This window comes from Streptomyces sp. NBC_01176 (genome assembly GCF_045039825.1).
Classification (GTDB): domain Bacteria; phylum Actinomycetota; class Actinomycetes; order Streptomycetales; family Streptomycetaceae; genus Streptomyces.
The window spans coordinates 8286456-8302090 of record NZ_CP108600.1; the positions used below are offsets into that span (position 1 = coordinate 8286456).

The 15635-nt window shown below is 69.6% G+C and carries 13 protein-coding genes; all 13 read right to left on the reverse strand.

Annotation, left to right across the window (positions count from 1 at the left end):
- Positions 1-24 precede the first annotated feature (24 nt).
- The gene (locus OG199_RS36070; RefSeq protein WP_277312441.1) at positions 25-873 is read right to left on the reverse strand and encodes a hypothetical protein; all 849 of its coding nucleotides are present in this window, start codon (positions 871-873) and stop codon (positions 25-27) included.
- 52 nt (positions 874-925) lie between these two features.
- Positions 926-1561: a M15 family metallopeptidase gene (locus tag OG199_RS36075; RefSeq protein ID WP_277312711.1), complete on the reverse strand. Its 636-nt coding sequence runs from the start codon at positions 1559-1561 to the stop codon at positions 926-928.
- 106 nt (positions 1562-1667) lie between these two features.
- Positions 1668-2033, reverse strand: coding sequence for a GNAT family N-acetyltransferase (locus OG199_RS36080; RefSeq protein ID WP_405832994.1), 366 nt, complete (start codon positions 2031-2033; stop codon positions 1668-1670).
- A 160-nt stretch (positions 2034-2193) separates the two neighbouring features.
- A complete protein-coding gene (locus OG199_RS36085) occupies positions 2194-3438 on the reverse strand; it encodes an MFS transporter (RefSeq protein ID WP_405832996.1) in 1245 nt (414 codons plus the stop codon).
- On the reverse strand, positions 3435-4643 hold the full coding sequence (locus OG199_RS36090; RefSeq protein WP_405832998.1) for a bifunctional class I SAM-dependent methyltransferase/NUDIX hydrolase: 1209 nt from the start codon (positions 4641-4643) through the stop codon (positions 3435-3437). The genes OG199_RS36085 and OG199_RS36090 overlap by 4 nt, the downstream gene beginning before the upstream one ends.
- 26 nt (positions 4644-4669) lie before the next feature.
- Positions 4670-5539 (reverse strand): NUDIX domain-containing protein, encoded by an 870-nt coding sequence (locus tag OG199_RS36095; RefSeq protein ID WP_207314569.1) that lies wholly within the window; start codon positions 5537-5539, stop codon positions 4670-4672.
- Positions 5532-7868: a methyltransferase, FxLD system gene (fxlM, locus tag OG199_RS36100; protein ID WP_207314568.1), complete on the reverse strand. Its 2337-nt coding sequence runs from the start codon at positions 7866-7868 to the stop codon at positions 5532-5534. The genes OG199_RS36095 and fxlM overlap by 8 nt, the downstream gene beginning before the upstream one ends.
- Before the next feature lie 137 nt (positions 7869-8005).
- Positions 8006-9496, reverse strand: coding sequence for an NUDIX domain-containing protein (locus OG199_RS36105; protein ID WP_207314567.1), 1491 nt, complete (start codon positions 9494-9496; stop codon positions 8006-8008).
- Between the two features lie 54 nt (positions 9497-9550).
- Entirely contained in the window at positions 9551-10606 is a 1056-nt protein-coding gene (locus OG199_RS36110) for an NUDIX domain-containing protein (protein WP_405833000.1), read from the reverse strand.
- A gap of 107 nt (positions 10607-10713) precedes the next feature.
- Complete coding sequence (locus OG199_RS36115; protein ID WP_405833002.1) at positions 10714-12702, reverse strand: ABC transporter ATP-binding protein; 1989 nt, start codon at positions 12700-12702, stop codon at positions 10714-10716.
- Positions 12699-13169, reverse strand: coding sequence for an NUDIX domain-containing protein (locus tag OG199_RS36120; RefSeq protein ID WP_207317498.1), 471 nt, complete (start codon positions 13167-13169; stop codon positions 12699-12701). The genes OG199_RS36115 and OG199_RS36120 overlap by 4 nt, the downstream gene beginning before the upstream one ends.
- Positions 13166-14041, reverse strand: a complete 876-nt coding sequence (locus OG199_RS36125) for a phosphotransferase enzyme family protein (protein WP_405833005.1) — start codon at positions 14039-14041, stop codon at positions 13166-13168. The genes OG199_RS36120 and OG199_RS36125 overlap by 4 nt, the downstream gene beginning before the upstream one ends.
- 354 nt (positions 14042-14395) lie before the next feature.
- Positions 14396-15604, reverse strand: a complete 1209-nt coding sequence (locus OG199_RS36130) for a hypothetical protein (protein WP_207317500.1) — start codon at positions 15602-15604, stop codon at positions 14396-14398.
- Between the last annotated feature and the right edge of the window lie 31 nt (positions 15605-15635).

The following is a 15635-nucleotide window of genomic DNA, read 5'->3' on the forward strand; positions in this document are numbered from 1 at the left end:
GAAGAAGTCGGCACTCTGGGCGGCTCACGCCCGGGGAACGGGCACGCCGGTGAGTGATTCGGCATGGAGCCTGAGCGGAGTAGCCAGTTCCGGGTGACCGCCGCGGTGCACGACTTGCAGGAGCTGGCCCACGGCGACGAGTTCGCCGACCCGGCCCTCGGGCGAGTTCAGCGTGCTGTGGAACTCCTGGCGGATCCGGCGCGCGGTGGCAGGGCAGGTGAGGCTGTAGGCGTGCAGGAGGCCGGCGTCGAAGCCGACCGGCATGCGCCCCCAGCCCTCCCAGTCGAGGAGCACCAGCGGTGGCCCGGTGATGTTCGCCCAGTGCAGGTCGCCATGCCCGGTCTGGGTGGCGGTGATCTGGACCGGTGGGATCCCGAGGTACCGCCTGAAGGTCTTGTCGACCCATCCCTGCCGGACGGCGATCCGTGAGGTGGGCGTCGTCGATGTGTGGGCGAGCGCCTTCTCGAGGTCGCGCCACCATGCGTCCGGAAGGTCCACCTCGCGTGTCAGCACGGGGCCGCCCGCCTCCAGGGGCCGGGTGGGAACGTACTCGGTGAGTTCCGCCCGGTAGGCGCGCTCGCCGGCTGTCCAGTCCAGCACGTGGTGCAGGGCTGGGCGGGGGACGCCGCGGGGCAGTGCCGCCTGCGCGGTCGCGGTCCCCTCCCACAGATGTCCGCCCTCCTTCTCCAGGGGCGAGCAGAGCAGGCGGAGCCAGTACCGGTCGGCCCGTCTGCCGAGTGTGCGTCCCTGCCAGCCCCACACGAAGGAGCCGGAGGCCGTGACGTTCAGTTCGCGGGCCGCCGCGGCGTGGGCGCGCACCATGCGCTCGTGGTCGATGCGCTGGGCTGGGGCGGTGAATACGGCACCCGTCATCTCGGGCTTCCTTCCCGGATCGTTGCTGTCCGGCAACCGTGGCGCCTGCTGCTCAAGCGCGGTCGCGTGGGCCGTAGAGGGCTGTCTGCTGACTGGAGTGGAGCGCCCAGTACCGGTCTCCGTAGCTGAAGTGCCACCATTCCGTCGGATAGTTCACGAAACCGGCTTCCGACATGGCGCGGCAGAGCGTCTCGCGGTGAGCGCGAGCCGTTGGGTTGATCGATTCCGCGTGGGTGTAGCAGGCGCCGCCGCTCTCCTCCGGGGAGGCGTTCATCCTCGTGCCCATGTCCACTTCCTGGCCGTCCTGATCGGCGAGGGTGAGGTCGACAGCCGCTCCGGCACTGTGCGGCGCGATCTGCGGCGGAGAGACGTAGCGGCTCGCGGCCTCGTGGATGAGACTGTCGCTCCAGCCCGGGTTCGCGTGACGCAGCTCGGTCGCGTACTCCTGGAAGTAGGCGCGCTGGAGCGTGGGGGGCCGGTAGCCCTCGACGATCAGCAGCCGAAGCCCTGACGGCAGGAGCTGCTGGGCGTGCTGGAGGCGGTCGAGCGCCCCCTGGCGCAGGTGCGCGTAGTGGCCGTTCGGGTCGTGCTTGCGCTCATCGACGAGGAATGCGCCGGATACACGGATATCGACGAGGTCTTCGCCGCAGTCCTGGACGGGGATGGCCGCGACGCGGGGGTCGGACATCAGGACGATGCTCAACTGCTGCTCCCTGGAGTGGGTGTGTCGGACGGTGGATAGCGGTGGCACGATGCTGTCGCGCGCCCGGAGGTGCTCTCGGATGGGGAGCGGGTCAGGATGTCCCGGGTGAGGACGGTGCTGGGAAGTGGGTCATGCGCATCAGTGCGGGGTTGCTCGCGAAGCCGAGGCCGGCGTACAGCGGTGCGGAGCCTTCACTGGCATAGAGCTCGCAGAGGGTGACGCCGTCTCGTTCCAATCGGTCGAGGAGGGCGGCGAGGATGGCTTTGGCGCATCCGCGGCGTTGGAAGGCCGGTTCGGTGGCGACGGCGTGTATGTGTGCCGCGCGGCCCTTGGGGTAGTTCGGGGCGGGCAGTACGGGGTGGATGAGGCCGAGCGAGCAGGATGCGAGTCCGCTGGTCGGGGCGTCGATGACGTAGGCGCGGGCATCGCAGCCGAGCGCCAGCCGCTCGGCCAGCATCGTGGCGCAGAGGGGGCTAGCCAGTGATCGTCGAGAGGCTCGGACAGGATGAGGTCGGAGCGCAGGCGGGCTATCTCGGCGGCGTCATCCGCGGTGGCCAGGCGTGCGCGTTCCATGAGTATCTCCTTGTGGTGTGCGGCCCGGGTCCGGGTGGGCTTGGTCAGGGGGTAGGGGCGGGGCGCAGGGCGCGAATTGGTGTGAGGGCGAGGCGTATTGGTGGCAGGAGGAGCAGGCATGCGCCGATGGCCAGGGTGGTGCGCAGGCCCAGGGTGGTGCCGGCGAAGCCGGCGAGGAGGGCGGCGAAGGGGCGGAGCCCGAACGCGGTCCATTGGCCGGTTGCTTGCATGCGGCCTTGCATGTCGGGCGAGCAAGCGCGTTGGCGCACGGTGCGCTGGGTCAGTCCGTGGGTGACCGCGCCGAAGAGCTGCGCGAAGAGTCCGCAACCGATGGCGAGCTGTCCGGCGGCCCCCGGGTGGGCCAGCAGGAGCGGCAGTTGGCTGACCGGGGCCAAGGTCAGCGCGCTGATCATGACGGGGCCCGCTCCGTAGCGATCCGTGAGGCGGGGTGTGGTCAGCGAGGCGAGGAACCCTCCGCTCGCCCCGCTGCTCATGACGAGGGCGAACACCTGCGGTGACCAGTGGAGTTGGCGGACCAGGAACACAATCCAGATCGCGCTGGTTCCGGCCAGGACGGTGGAGGTGATCGCGTTCGTGGTCACGAGCGGGCCGATCACGGGGTGGCGCCAGGTGTAGGCGAGGCCGGCCCGGATCTCCCGGCGCAGTGACGGGGTTTCTGCGCGCGGGTGCGGGGCGGCCTCGGGGGTGCGGATGCGCAGGGTGCACCAGGCGGTGACGAGGTACGAGGCGGAGTCCGCGACGACCGAGCGGGCGGCGCCGATCACTCCGATCAGTGCTCCTGCGAGGGCCGGGCCGCCGATGTCGGCCAGAGTGTTGGCGCTGGCCAGTTTGGCGTTGGCTTCCAGGAGCCGGTCCGTCGGCAGGAGCTGGGGGATGTAGGACAGGCTCGCGGACATGCCCACCACATGGCAGGAGCCGACCACGAAGGCCGCCCCCCACAGCTGGGCGAGGGTCAGCCTGTCGCAGGCGGCTGCCAGGGGAATGGATCCCATCACCACTGCGCAGACCAGGCTGGTGGCGACCATCAGGGGGCGCTTGCGGACGCGGTCGCACCAGGCTCCGGCCGGCAGTGAGAACAGCAGGGGCGGCGTCTTCTGTACGGCTGCGAGGATGGCGGCTTGCCACGTCGTGGCGTGCAGCGTGATGACCGCGACCAGCGGGATGGCTACAGAGCTGAGCGAGGAGCCGAGCACGTCGCTGGCCTGGCCCGTCCAGTAGAGGCGGAAGTCGCGGTGCCGCCACAGGCTCGTACGCGGGGGCGGGTTCATGTACCTGCGCTTCCCGAGTCGGACGAGGGTGTCGTATGGCGGACGTAGGGGGTGAAGTGCGCCGGGGGATGGTCGATGGGCAGGTCGGGGCGCCAGGCGGCGAGGATCTGGGCGCTGCACTCGAACAGTCCGTCGGGCAGTTCGTCGAGCGGCCACCAGGCCCAGTCGCCGATGCTCTCGTCCGGCTGGGTGGCGGGTTCACCCTGCCAGGCGGTGACGAGGGCGCCCACGGTGACGCGTACGATGTCTCCGACGCGATCGACGAGGGTGCCCAGGAGGGTGACGTCCTCGGGACGCGCGGACAGGCCGGCCTCCTCGGCCAGCTCACGCATGACCGTCTCCTCCAGGGATTCGCCGGCCTCAACGGATCCGCCCGGCAGCTCAAGAGTGCCGCGTTGGTGGCGGCCCAGGAGCAGACCGCGGTCGCCGAGGACAATGGCGCCCACGCCGATCACCGCGTGCGGGGCGGGCGGGCGATGCGTGCGGGGGCGGCTGGTGATCTGCGTGGGGAGGAGGGTTCTGCGCCGGGCCTGGATGAGCTGGCAGATCACGGGGTTGTCCGGCTCGGGCGCACGGAGCTGAGTGATGGCCTCCACCGTGAATCCGTAGTCCGTCAGGAGGTCTTCCCACACCTGTGCGGTCAGTACCCAGGTGTGCAGCGGTAGCGGCTCCATTCCCTTGAGGCCGACCGTCTCCTCGCGCGGGGCCACGGTGGCGGAGGGACCGTGGCCGTGCCAGTTGGTGTGCAGCGTGGAGAAGACGAGCGGGGCGCCGGGGAGCAATCCGTCGCGCAGCGCGGGCAGTGCGATGTGCGGGTCGATTCCGGCGAGCGTGCAGATGCCGTACGCCGCGTCGTACGGCTGCGCCTGCTGAAGGTGCTCGATCACGTCCGCGTTCAGGAACCGGACGCCGGGTACGTCGCCGAAGTGTCCGGTGGCGCGTTGATGTTGGGTGGGCGAGAGTTCGACCGCATCGACGACTGCGCCGTGGGTCTGGGCGAGGTGGACGGCGTAGTGGCCGGCTCCGGATCCGATGTCCAGGACTCGCTTTCCGGCCAGTGGGCCGAGCACGTCGTCTCCGGGGCCGACACCGTCCCAGAAGCCCCAGCGCAGCTGTTCGGGTAGGGGCGGCATGTAGGACCGGTCGAGCTGAAACTGGCCGTAGGCAGTCCAGGTCTCGGGGTTGGGGGACGCCTCGACGGACATGGAAACTCCAAAGGGGAGGGGTGGGGTCAGGCGGGACCGGTGACGAGGTACTGCGGGCCGCTACCGGCGCGGGCCCGTTCGACGGCCTCCAGGCGGGCGAACGCCTCCTTGCCCATCAGGCGTCGCCACTCGTCGAAGCCGTGGATCGCCCAGAGGTCGTGCTCGGCCGGATCGAGGCGAATCTGCCGCAGCTGTTCAGCGGTGAGGGTGCCGCCGTCGAAGATGAAGCCGATCTTGCCCATGGGCCAGCGGGGCCCGGGGTGGAGGTAGTGCGTCAGCAGCAGACGGAGCTGGTCCTGGCCGAGGTGGAGCCCGGTTTCCTCGGCCGTCTCGCGGCGCGCGGTCTCCAGGGGATCCTCGCCGGCATCCGTGTTCCCGCCGGGAAACTGCCAGGGTCGACCGCCGTACACCGAACGCAACTGGACGGGCCGATCGTGGTCGTCGCGTACGTAGAAGCAGCCGTACACCGTGTGGTGCGGAACGGTCTGGACGTACGCCTCGGCGGACCGGGACATGGGCTGCCCCGCGAGTGCCGGCCGGTGGTCGAACTCGATCGCGAGCGGCCCCAGCGCCTCCCTCTCCGGCGGGTAGATACGGCGCAGGTTGACGAGCTGCTCCGCGCGAGTGCTGTCAGGGTCGATGCGGGCGACGTCCTCGGCGGCGAGCAGCTCGGCGAACGAGGCGTACGGCGTGATCCGCGTAGCCCTCACGTCGAGTTCGCGCCCCGACTCCTCGCCGTGGAACACAAGCACGTCGCCGACCGCGACGCCTGTTATCCGGGGCGTGCGCACCCGGACTTCGATGGTCTTACGGCCGGATTCCACCTGGGCGTAGTAACGCTCGTACAGGCCCAGCCGGTGCTGCGGCTCGACCGGGGCGGGTACAGGATCACTCATGGGCGCTCACCTTCTCCGGTTGCAGGGCCGGGGTGTCGGCGGCGTCGGAGCGCCACGTCCACACGAGCCGGCTGTGGGTCTTGCCCAGCACCTGACCTGCGGGCAGCTCGGCGTCCGGGGTTCCGGCAGGATGCACTTCCAACTCGGGGTATCCGTGCGCTCGTTCTCGGATGTCCCAGTGGCGTACGGCGGCCGCGAGCTGTTCGGCAAGAACGGGCCCGGATGGACCGAAGCCGTGGGCCAGGAACTCCGAGCGGCGCTGATCTTGTGTGGGGCCGTCCTGGACGAGGATGTGGGTCAGGTAGGCGAGGGAGCCGTCGGCTGTGATCGCGGCTGCCTCTGAGCCCTTGGGCAGTGCGGTGATGCCGCTGTCCCTTTCACGGTTGCGGGCGAGGCGGCAGAAGCCGGGCAGCGTGGTGGCGAGGAAGAGCTGCAGAGTTTCGAACGACTCGTTGCCGGCCACGCTCACGCCCGGGGCCACTTCGTTGCGCGGGCCCGCGAGGGCATCGTCCAGACCGGTGGTCTCGGCGGGTACGCCGTCGGGAAACCGCAGTTGCAGTTCGCCCTCGGCGAGGTCGAAGGCGGGGACTGTGTGGGCAGCGGGCCCGCGGTCGCGGACGAACCCGCAGAATTGGAAGTCCGTGGCACGCAGCACCCGGCCGTGCTTTTGGAAGGCGATGGCGCGGGTGTAGCCGTGGACTTCCAGCGGGAGCACGAGATAGCGGCCGTCGGCGAGCTGGTCGCGCCAAGCGGGGGCGATGTCCCAGCAGTTGTAGGTGATCACCGAGGCGTCGAAGCCGCCGCGGGGCATGTGCTCGGCTGCGCCGTCGCTGGCAGAGCCGAGCACTGCGGTGACGCGACCGCTGCCGGCCTCGGCGGTCAGCCGCCGCGTGCGGCGTACGACATACGGGGCGAGGTCGACGGTGATTACGCGCCCGGCCGGGCCGACAATGTGCGCAATCAGCTCGGCGTTGTAGCCGCCCGAGCCGCCCTCAAAAACCGTCATCCCCTCGGTCAGACGCAGGTGCTCGGCCATGTCGGCCTGGAGCCAGGCCGCGGACACGGAACTGGTCGCCTGGGCGAGGTCGTTGTGCTCGGTGACCACGGCCAAGTCGCTGTGGTAGGCGGTCCGCAGCGGGCTCTCGGGGGTGTAGCGGTGGCGCGGCACCGCACGCAACGCCTGCTGGACCGGCAGGGAGGGGGCCCAGCCACCGGCGATGACCCGGTCAGCCATGCGCTCGCGCCGCTCGACCGCCTCTGGCGATTCGCCGGGCACGGGCGGGCAGGTGTTGTCGATCGGATACATGTGCGCGGAGGGCACGTACGGCAGGACCCCCGGCCAGATGAGGTCCAGAGCCCGTGCGGAGGTGGCGGACAGGCGGTCCAGACGGCGCAGGGTGTGCAGCGGTCGCCAGTCCACGTGCCCGAAATCGTCCGGCTTCAGCGGCTGGACCTGCTCGGTGTGAGCCGAGATGCGGACCACGACGCTCGTCCGCGCCAGGCCCTGCGGGGCATCGAGGTGCACTCCGAGGACGTGCGCGTCGGCCGGTTCGGCCGTCACGCCGGTCTGCTCGGCCAGTGCGCGCACCGCCGTGTGCTCAAATCCTTCTCCTGGCTGGGCCAACGCGCCGGGCAGTTCCCATCCCTGTTGCGAGCGGCCCAGAAGGACGCGGCCCTGGGCGTCGGTGACCACGGCGTGCACCTCGGCCACCGAAGTCGGCTGCAGGGACGGTGTGTTCGTGATCTGCACGGCGGGCTTCTTCAGCCCGCGCAGGACCAGGACGGCCATGCCGTTCGCGTCGAAGCGTTGTGCCTGGTCCCACATGCTCATCAGGTGGGCGACCTCGTCCTCGTCGAGGGCGATGCCCCGTCGCTCGCCGGGGGTGGTCGCGACGAGCGGTGTGATGCCGACGAGGGCAGCATTTTTGCGCAGCCGCCGGCCCAGAGTGCGGGTCAGGCGCGTGCGGTCGCGCAGGAACGCGTACACCATCCGCAGGACGATCAGGTCGTAGCCGTCCGCCTGCAGTTTCGAGAGGTTGGCACGCTCGATGTCCAGGTGCTGCCAGCGGACGGATCCGTAGGAGGGATCGTCGAGGTGCGCGTCGGTACTGGGGAAGGCGGCGTTGGCCCAGTCCACGGCATCGACGGCGTAGCCCATGGAGGCCAGGTGCAGGGCGAGTTCTCCGGTCCCGCATCCCACGTCGAGTGCTCGGCCGCCGTCGGGAGCAGACACGTGCTGGGCGAGCAACGATCGCTCGTCGTCGTCGAGGGGCCGGTAACGGCGGCCTTCGGCGTAGCCGCGATTCCATTCATCTTGCGTGGTGAACAACGGCGCATCCTTACGGCGAGGGCAGGGGTGGGTACACGGCTAGAGATCAGGCGGGGTGCCGGCTCAGACGGCCAGTTCCCACGGGCGCAGGGCGAGGATGCAGCGACGGAGGGCCTCGACGAGCTTGCGGCGGTGGCTCATGCCCATCCCGTCTCCGAGTAGAGGTGACCGGCGCGGATGGCTTCGATAACGCCCCGGGTGTAAGGGACGAGGGCTTCCGGGAGTGCGGTCGGGTCCCAGAATTTCCACTCGGTGCACTTGTCCGGCTCGCATGGTTTTGGCTCGCCCCTCCAGGCCCGCGCGCGGAAGAAGAGCCCCAGGCGAGGCTGGTCACCGACACGGTCGACGAGGTGGACGACGTGAACGAGTTCGACGTCCTGCGGCTCGATCAGTAGGCCGGCCTCCTCGCGTGCCTCCCTGATCAGGCACGTGATGGCGCTTTCCTGCTCGCAGTGGCCTGCCAGGGTGTGCCAGGTGGACGGTGCGTACTCGGAGTCGGGGTGGCGCAGCCCGAGCAGCACTGTTCCGTCGGGGCGCTCTAGATAGAGGTGGACGCCGATCACGTTGGGGACGGTGCCGCTGGGAGAGGCCGGTCGACGCTCGGCTTCCGAAGCGTGGGCGACGTGTGAGGTGAGAGTGGACGCGATGGCTGGGGAGGTGGCGGCGTGGCGTCGCACGAGGTCGCTGGTGGATGGTGTGATGCGCAGCCGGTGGAGGTCATCGGGAGTGAACCAGGCAAGCATCACCCCTTCCGTCAGGCGAAGTTCGCGTGGGTCGCCGTTCCAGTTGCCGGCGTAGATGGCGATGGGCAGGGTCGCGCCGGCGGCGTCGACCGCTTCCTCGGTGCCGAACGGGGTCAGGTCGGGGATGTGCAGTCCGGCTTCTTCGTCGAGTTCGCGTCGCACGGTGTGTTCCAGGGTGGTGTCCTGGGGTTCTCGGCCGCCGCCGAGGAGCGACCACATGCCCGGCTCCCAGATCTGGCCGGGGAAGTAGTCGCGCAGGTGGAGCAGGTATTCACCGCGGTCGTTGTAGATCAGGGCGGAGGCGTTGGCGCTCTCCGGTTCGACGGCGGGCGTGAGCTTGAGCAGCTTGTCGCGCAGGGAGGGGGAGGCCACCTTCTCCAGGGGCCGCCACTCGATGCCGCCGACTTCTTCTTCCTGCAGCACCACGGGCACCTCTGTGGCGGTGCGTAGGCGGAAGAGGAAGCGGAAGTCGAAGTGCTGGTGGCCGGGTTCGCCGTTGCCTGGGTGGGCGTCGATGTCGTGGATGTCGACGTCGAACGGCACGGCCTCGTAGCCGGGCCACGGTGCCACGGCCTGGGGTGGGATCCCGGTCTCCTCGTGCAGCTCCCGCAGGGCCGCCTCTGCCAGGGACTCGTCGTCGGATTCGGCGTGTCCGCCTGGAGCGAGTACCTTCCCGCTCGCCAGGTGCAGCACGTGCAGGACGCGGCCGAGGGGGTCGACGACGATGGCGCCGCAGGTGACGTGTCCGGAGAAGGTGGAGCGGCTGGCGATGTCGGTGGGCCGGTGGAGGGCTTCCAGGAGGCCGGCGAGCTGTGGTCGCTCGTGAGGGTGGCGAGCGAGGTAGGTCTCGACGGTGGTGCGGATGTGGTGGTGCGACAGCGGCATGGGTGTACCTCAGAGGGGCGCGATGCGGAACGAGTCAAGGCGGGGGCGTTCGCTTCAGCTCAGCTGCATCCCCTCCGCCGGGACTTCCTCGATGCCGGTGGGGCCAGCGGTGGGCAGGCCCCAGCGCTCCCGGGCCGTTTCAGCGGCGAGTCGGGCCTGCCGCGCCCCTGGCGGGCCCCATCCGAGCAGGGCGGCTGCCTGGGCGGGGGTGGCGAGCAGGCGTGCGAAGGGGCGGCCGGTGGCGGGGTCGACGGCTGCCGGCCCGATGCCGGTGACACGGGCGGCCAGTCGGAGCCTGGCATTGGGCCCCACCCCGCCGTAGACCTCGCCCGTCTCATCGAGCTCCCAGCCCAGTCGCACCGGGTCGGTCAGGATGAGCTGGGCTTCCTCGGCGGCTTCGCGGTGGAGGGTTGCCTCGGGCATCGTGTCGGCCTTCTCCACGGTGCCGCCGGGCAGCATGGGCAGGGCGCCCCGGGGGCCGGGGTCGGCCACAAGGACGACCCGGCCGTCGGGAACGAAGCACCACCCCCAGGCTTGCTGCACGGGGAGCCGCTCGGACACAGGGCCACGGTTGAGGGGACTGTCCCACAAGGGCCGGTAGCGGACGTGGACGTCATGGCGATCCAGCGCCGGGACGTCGAGGATGTGCCGGCCGTCGGCGAGGTGAGCCGTGGCGGTGTTCCCGAGCCGGGCACGGTAGGCGGCGAGCATGATCTGCCCGTCCACGGGACGCAGCCGCTGCACCGCGTCCCGGGTTTCGAGGAAGGCGTACTCGGACAGCTCCTCGCGAGGCAGGCGGATCACCTTCGCTTGGTCGGGGGTGAGGGTTCCGCCGTCGAAGACATATCGGATCTCTCCAGGGAAGGGCGCGGCGGGCCTGATGTCTGGGTGGTGCTGTGAGAGGGAGTGGACGGCAAGCACGCCCGACAGGGTCAGGTCCGCCAGGCCCAGTTCCTCGGTGATCTCGCGCTGGCAGGCGGCGTGCGGGTGTTCGCCGGGTTCGACGACTCCGCCGGGCAGCAGCCACCGGTCGTCCTCGCGGTAGGTCGGGTGGACCAGCAGAACGCGGCCGACCTGGTCGGTGATGATCGCGGCGGCCCCGAGCCACACCGCGTGCCGGGTTGCGGCGTACTGCGCTGCTGACAGAACGGACTGCGATGCAACGCGTGCTGACGAAGGGAGGGAGGAGGACATGCTCTGCCTTTCGGTGGAGCGGGTCATGCCTTGTCCAAGACGCTGGGCGAAGCAGGCTTCGGGACATTCGGGGTCGGGGCGTACTGGGCGGCCTGGGTGTCGAACATGGCGGCGTACCGCCCGCCTGCGGCCATGAGGTCGTCGTGGGTGCCGTGCTCGACGAGGCGCCCTTGGTTGAGGACGTAGATGCGGTCGGCGTGGCGGACACCGGACATGCGGTGGGTGACCAGGACGACGGCCCGGTGCGGTGCGGCCAGGCGCCGGATACGGTCGAAGGCAGCGATCTCCGCTTCCGGGTCGAGGGCGGAAGTCGGCTCGTCGACAATCAGGACGCTGTCCGATTGCGATGTTGAGCTACGCCAGTGGGTGCGGGCCAGACCCACTTTCTGCCACTCCCCGCCGGAAAGTTCGATGGCTCCGCGGAACATGCGGCCGAGCATGCTGTCCAGCCCGTTGGGGAGTTTGGCGGTGACGGGCCCGGCTCCGGCGTAGTCGACGGACGTCTGCAGGTCGCGCGTCGAGGCGACGTGGTCGGGACGACCGATGCGGATGTTCATCGCGGCCGTGACAGGCCAGCGCTGGAAGTCCTGGGTGAGCAGGGAGACGCGGTGGAAGACCTGAGCCCGTTCCAGCCCGGAGATGTCGGCCTCGCCCCACTTCACCGTGCCGTCGTGAGGCAGCAGCAGACCGGACAGGATCTTCATCAAGGTGCTTTTACCGGAGCCGTTCTCGCCCACGACGGCGGTGACCGACCCCATGGGGAAGGTGAGCGTGACGTCGTCCAAGGCCGGTGCGTCGCGGTCGGGATACCGGTAGGTGACGTGCTCCAGGGAGACCTGCTTGACCTGGTCAGGGACAAGACTGCCGGTCTCAGGGATAGCGCGTTGGGCAGCCTCGACCAGGAATTGACCGTGGTCCCGCACGTAGAGGGACTCCTCGTGCAGCTGGTTGGTGTTCATCACCAGTGCGCCCAGGCTCGCCGACCCGGTCCGCACCGCGATCACGGCAGTGCCGGCGACGGCGAGGCTCATATGACCGGCCATGACCAGCCAGATCATCGTTCCGTAGGTGGCGGCCATCGCCAGCCCGGACAGCGCGGAGGCGACCCATTCGGTGACGGCCTTGCTGGAGGCCAGACGCTCCTGCTCCGCCTCTGCGCTCGCGGCCATGCGCCGATACCGGTCGAGGAGGAAGGGACCCACGGCGTGGATACGTACTTCTTGGGCGGCCGTTCGCTCGGTGAGGAGGTTGCCAATAAGGCGGCTGGCCCGCACGTGCTCGATCCAGCTCATCATCGACACGTAGCGTTCCTGTGCCACCTGCATGGCGCCCCAACCCCGGGGCGCAGCGATGACCAGCAGCATGGGCAGCAGGGCCGGATGCAGGACGGTGAGCACACCGGCCGTGGCGATCAGCGAGATACTGCTGTTCAGCGCGGAGACACAGGCGCCGATCATGCGGCGCGCGGAGGCGGGCCCGTACTGGGCGATGTCGATCAGACGACGGAAGTCCGGGTCGTCGATGGCTTCGAGTTCCACGGCGGTGGCCGCGGCCAGGTACTGGGTGGTGGCGATCCGCTCGACCTTTGGCTCCAGGCGTCCGGCCCGAGAGGTCGACCAGCCGGCCAGGGCGGAGTTGACGACGGCGACGCCTGCGGCGGCGAGCAGGCCCGGCAGCAAGGCGTGCAGCCGCTCGACAGCGTCTCCGCCCCCTAATAGCGCGTGCATGACCGCGTTGATGGCAAGCAGGCCGACCGCGGCGGCGATGCCCTGGCCGAGTTCGCTGATCGCGACCGCCACGAGCGCGCGGCGATCCGCGCTCCAGGCCATCCGCAGGGCAGCGCCGACGAGTCTGGGCATCTGTCGCAGCGCTGATCGCATGGTCAAGTCCAGGCCCGCGTGCTCGTGTTGGGACCAGCCCATGTCGTAGCGCAACGGCCCGCCGAAGAGCTCGCGTTCTGCCTCGGAGACCTGGGGCTCCGCCATGCGGACCTTGCCGAAGAATCGCTTCACTCGCTGCCTCCCTGCGTCGGCCAGTTCAGAGCCCGGTAGGACGGGCCGTGGGTGATCATGTGGAAGATGGCGGTGGTGTGCGGGTGGCAGTCCGGCGGGGGCATCTCCATCGATACCCAGAACAAGCCCTCGTGCTTGTCCGGCTCGGCGTTGTGCGGCTCGCCCGCCCAGGACTGGGCGACGAAGACGGCGGTGACCCGGTCCGGGCCGTCGCCGGATTCGTGGTGGTGAATGAGGCCGCAGAACTCCTGTTGCTCGGCGCTGATGCGGACCCCCGTCTCTTCTTCCGCTTCGCGCCGCGCGGCGTGGTCGAGCGGTTCGCCGGCTTTCAGATGGCCACCAACGACGGTGAGTTGTCCCGGTGCGAGGGCCGCCTCCGGTTTGCGACGTACGCACAGGGCTGCGCCGTTCGAGCGGAGCAGGACTTGGGCCGCGTCAGCGATCAGCAGGTGACGCGCGTCACTCACAGACGGCCCTCCTGTAGCAGGTGTGCGACGGTGCGCCGGCCGCGCGCGGTCACGAGCGGATCGCCGTGCCGGGGGCCGTAGGCGAGAGCGCTGGCGGCGTCAGCTGCTGCGAACGCTGTCAGCGCGTATTCCTCTGCCTCGGACAGAGGCCGGCCGTACCCCTCGAACAGGGCGGTCCGCAGTTCGGGATGGTCTAGCCACAGCGAGGTGGCGAGTTTGACGAAGTCGGCGACACGGGGGCCCGGTTCACTGCGTTCGAAGTCGATCAGAGTGCAGCGCTGACCGTTCCAGAGCAGGTTGCGCTCCCAGAAGTCCCCGTGCAGCCACCCGGCCGGTAGCGGTCCGCAGCCGGGCAGCGCGCCCACGAGGTGCCGCAGCAGCTCGGCTTCCGTGGTGGACAGGTGGTCGCCGGCCTTGGCGAGGTGCTTGTCCAGGCCGGCCACTGTGTTCTCGACGACTGTGTCGGCTTCCGGCTGGACCAGGGGGCCGGTCATGGCGTCGTGGAAGCGGCGCAGGAGCTGCCCGGCTTGCCGGTGGGCCGTGCGGCGGCGCGCGGGTGACTCTTCCTCCTTCAACGGCTCGCCGTCCACGGCGGTCAGGATCAGGGCGAGCAGCTCCGCGGAACTGTCGCGCAGCAGCGGGGCATTGCCGTGACCGAGGTGAGGAACGGCCACCCGGTAGGCACGGGTCTCGCGCGTATACAGGATCGGTTTGGGCGCCACTTTCACGTAGTGGTAGCCAGTGGGTCCAGTCACCCTCCATACCTGGGAGTTGTCGCGGTCGTGCGAGGAGTCCCGCACATCGTCCAGGGGGCCCAGCACGCTCTCCACCAGGGCGTGGAGAGGGGAGGGAAGACGAGCGGAGTCCGTCATGCGAGGTACCTCGTATCCGGTCGTGCTCCGCCGGAGAGCAGCGCGGCGCGGTCGGAGGCGAGGTGAAGGCTGGCGCCCGAGGAGGCAGTGGTGTTTTCGAACGCAGGATGAACGAGCGCAGGGCGGCGTACGGGATGCATGGGGGCTCCTCGGGGCGAGATGCGGACAGGTGATCGGGTAACGGCGAGTCTGCTGTCGCCGTAACGGGTGGAGGCGGGCGAAATCTAGAACCTGATTTCGAATAGCGGGCCCTCTCCTTCTGTGGTCGGGTGGGGCGGGTTGTGATGCTGTGTTCGATCACTCATGTGGGTTGCGGTACCTCCTGCGGGGGATTGCCGGGGGCCGCCTGGTCGGTCATGGCGTGGCGAGGTCTGGGCGGAGGGCGATCGTGTCGCGAAGGAAGCTGCGCTTGGAGTAGAAGGTGTGCTCGGCCGCCCAGCCGTGACTGGCGAGGTACTCGCAGAGCCAGCTGTCGATCCGCTTCATCTCGGTGAGGACCTCGTCCTGGTCGTGTTCGAGGATGCTGCGCGAGCGGAGGTACTCCAGCTCGCACTGGGAGAGCACTACTTCGGGTGCCGCCAGGAGGGCGCAGCGGTCGAGGAAGATGCCGTAGACGTGTCCGGTGCGCATCGACTCGCACTGGATGTCGTAGCGGACGCGTTGGAAGGGCGGCATAGCCCGGACCTGGAGGCCCAAATCTTCGCCCAGGTACGCCTCGAAGCGGTCGGGGGTGATGTCGAGACCGGGAGTCAGTTCCTCGCGGCGGGCGAAGGCGTCCTCCGTGAACCACTTCCGCTTGACCACGTGCCCGGCGGTGACGGTGGGAATGAAGGAGGCGTAGCCGATCTCGGACTCGGGGCCGGTGACGTCGAACAGATGGTTCTCGGTGTGGTGGATCTGGAACTCTTCCCGGTACTCCGGACGGCAGCCTTCCAGTTCGCCGTCGCGCAGTGCCTTGAGCAGTTCCATGGACGCGGCCCAGATGTCCGGTGCCGGGTCGAGGGTGTACTTGAACTCCAGCTCGGTACCGGAGAAGTGCTTGCGGAAGTACCGGAGGTGGTTGTTGAGCGCCGTGCTCGACTCAGCGTGAGCCGTCAGCGCGGGGTCGAGCCAGCGCAGTTCCTCGACCGGGCCGTGGCCGACTGGTTCTCGGGTGGTGCGGACGAAGCAGGCGTCCTCGGGGTGGAAACGGATCTGCGCGTACGCGTGGTAGCCGCCGCCGGGGTGTTCGGCCAGATAGCACAGCGGCACTAGGCCCCGGGCGGCCTCGGCGCCGACCAAGCCACGCAGGGCGAGGCCGGCGATGGCGTCGGGGAACAGTTCGCCGCCGTCGATCCGGGCTGACCCGAGCCGGGTGCCGCCGGGGTGCAGCGCTTCGGTCGGGCAGGGCCCAAGCGCGTCCCAGCGGACGATCACGGTGGTGGCTGGCTGACACACCTCCTGCGGTGGCACCCGTACGAGCACGATCGGCTCGTTGGGCCGCCGTGGCGCGGTGCGGTTGAGGAGGTGGACGCCGCCGAGGACGACCCAGGCTCCTCGGTCCGAGGTCTGCTCATCGTGCACGCTGGACTCCTTCGTGTGAAGCAGGCACCAC